4 protein-coding genes are annotated in these 2,104 nt (G+C 56.2%); all 4 read left to right on the top strand.

Features of this window, described 5'->3' with window-relative positions:
• Positions 1–837 (top strand): SctD/MshK family protein (locus ORS3428_RS08365; protein ID WP_071096375.1); only part of this gene is annotated, 837 nt, incomplete at its 5' end.
• A 26-nt stretch (positions 838–863) separates the two neighbouring features.
• Complete coding sequence (locus ORS3428_RS08360) at positions 864–1,415, top strand: hypothetical protein (RefSeq protein ID WP_040985408.1); 552 nt, start codon at positions 864–866, stop codon at positions 1,413–1,415.
• A 42-nt stretch (positions 1,416–1,457) separates the two neighbouring features.
• Complete coding sequence (locus ORS3428_RS08355) at positions 1,458–1,835, top strand: tetratricopeptide repeat protein (RefSeq protein ID WP_052457890.1); 378 nt, start codon at positions 1,458–1,460, stop codon at positions 1,833–1,835.
• A gap of 10 nt (positions 1,836–1,845) precedes the next feature.
• A partial coding sequence (locus tag ORS3428_RS08350; RefSeq protein WP_172833662.1) for an FHIPEP family type III secretion protein occupies positions 1,846–2,104 on the top strand: 259 nt, incomplete at its 3' end.

The raw sequence follows: 2,104 nt of genomic DNA, 5'->3' as shown, positions 1-2,104 counted from the left end.
CTAACTGGCAATGCGCCTCCGGGGCCGAATGTAATCGGTGGTGGTCTTGAGTCCGATATAATTTTCATCGAGCAAGGGCTAGAGCCACGTCATCTTCGTATCAGTCTTCTCGGCAATTCGATCGAGGTCGAGGCCCTTGCGGATGGGGTCCGCATAGAGGGCAACCAAAATATTGCCGTAGGCGAGCGCGTTGTTGTTTCTCTTCCTGTCGTCATTCATGCGGGCGCGATGTCCATTCTCTGGTCCGTTCAAGATGCCGGGGAGAAGCGCCCCATTGGCATGCGCCGCCTTTCAATGCCAGTCATAGCCGTTGTCTTGCTGAGCTGCATTGGAATCGGCGCGCTTTCAACCCTTTTTTCCCTCTACGGCAGCGCCAGTGGATTGAGCGCCAATCCTACTGACCCCGCACCTAAATCGAAGGTAACCATCAACCGCCCTGGTGATCAGAGCGTCCAGTTAGCGGCGAAAGCGCTGCAAGACGAAATTGATCGGGCGCAGTTATTCGATATCAAGATCCAATCCGCGGACAGTGTTGTTACCGCCGAGGGCACCGTCACGCCTGCCTTGGTCGCCAAGTGGCAGAAGATCCAACAGCAGTTCGATCAACGCACGAACGGAGCGCTTACACTCGTGAACGGTGTGGTGGTCAAAGAGGACAAGGCGCCATCCGCAATCCCCGTTGAAGCTGTTTGGCGCGGGAATCTGCCACATCTTCTGATCGGTGGGCAGAAGTATTTCGTCGGAGCTCTATTGGATAATGGATGGATGGTCGATCGGATTGAGGACGCTCAGGTGCTGCTGAGCCGAAATGGCCGCGTTGCTGCGCTCCCTTATTAAACTTCCAGGTTCGGTAGGAGAACTCCATGGTCAAGATGTCCAGCTTCCCTGTCGGCCCCGGCGCCTCGGCGCGCGATCTTAACATTGAGCCTGCAGGAGCAGCCGAGCCGGCCAATGAAGAAGCCAAGAATATGGAGATCGATCGCGCTCATGCAAATAGCAGCAAGAAGCACGCATCTACTTTGCGTCGTGCGCACACGCACGATATGCCGCCCGCACGCACGGCCAACGGATTGTTGGGAATTAGTGAAATCGAGGCGGTCACGTGCATCAGCCCAAGCGAGAGCACCCACATCAGTGAGGTCGACCCCCGCGCTGCAATGGCCGCTCTTTATGGCAATACTCTCGCAGGTAGCCAGCTCTCTTTCATCACGCCACGCCTGCGTCATCCGGAAATCCTGCGCGAAGGGAAGCGTAGTGTTCTTCTGGAGCGCTTGGTCAACGCATTGGCGGCGGTACCTGAGGATTCGGTGGCGCGTGAAGGTATTGCCGCCCTCCAAGAAGAGTTCCGGCGCCTGGTGCTGTTGCGACTGAACCGGAACAGCTTAATCAAGGCGAGCGAAGGTCGACCTGGATGAAGAATAACACTTCAATGTTGGGCTATCCTGTCGGGACACACCTTGCCAAAGACCGGTGAAGTCGTGCTGATTTCCGAGCAGGAGCGAGATTTGCTCTGCGCCCTTTCCTATACCCACCTTGCGTGCGGGCAGAGCGCCCAAAGCCTAGCCTTGTTGCGGCTCGCCATCAGCGACAATTCTCAAGATGTCAATCTGCTACGGATTTTCGCCTATGCCTTGATTGCTGAGGGGCTCGGCGACGAAGCACTGACGATCCTGGACAGGTTGGACGTACTTGATGACCAGCAATCTTCTCGCGTCCCTTTGACTCTCATGCGTAGCCATGCGCTGCTGCGAGCCCGTCGCATGGACGAGGCGCGAGCGGTTTTCCAAAGCTACGTTTCACTTCGCAGCAGCACAGTTCTTCTCAAACAAACATAAAAAGGTCGCGATGGCGAACCTAATGCGCAACTTCATCGCGCGAGCGCCGGCCAACCCGGACCTAATGGTCGCGTTAATGCTGCTTCTGGCGATCGGCATGATGATCATGCCAATCCCAATCGCGGTCGTTGACGTCCTGATCGGATTCAACCTCGGATTCGCCATACTTCTTCTCATGGTTGCCCTATATGTCGGCACGCCACTTGAACTTTCTTCGCTGCCCGGCGTCATTTTGATCTCTACGGTGTTCCGCCTCGCGCTTACCATTG

The organism is Mesorhizobium sp. ORS 3428 (assembly GCF_001854785.1).
In the GTDB taxonomy this organism is placed as follows: domain Bacteria; phylum Pseudomonadota; class Alphaproteobacteria; order Rhizobiales; family Rhizobiaceae; genus Mesorhizobium.
The sequence above is the reverse complement of the archived record's forward strand: the minus strand, read 5'-3'. Positions and strand labels throughout refer to the sequence as shown.

Coding starts and splice junctions, on each gene's coding strand:
- ORS3428_RS08360 (WP_040985408.1), top strand. CDS start 864: ATGGTCAAGATGTCCAGCTTCCCTGTCGGCCCCGGCGCCTCGGCGCGC.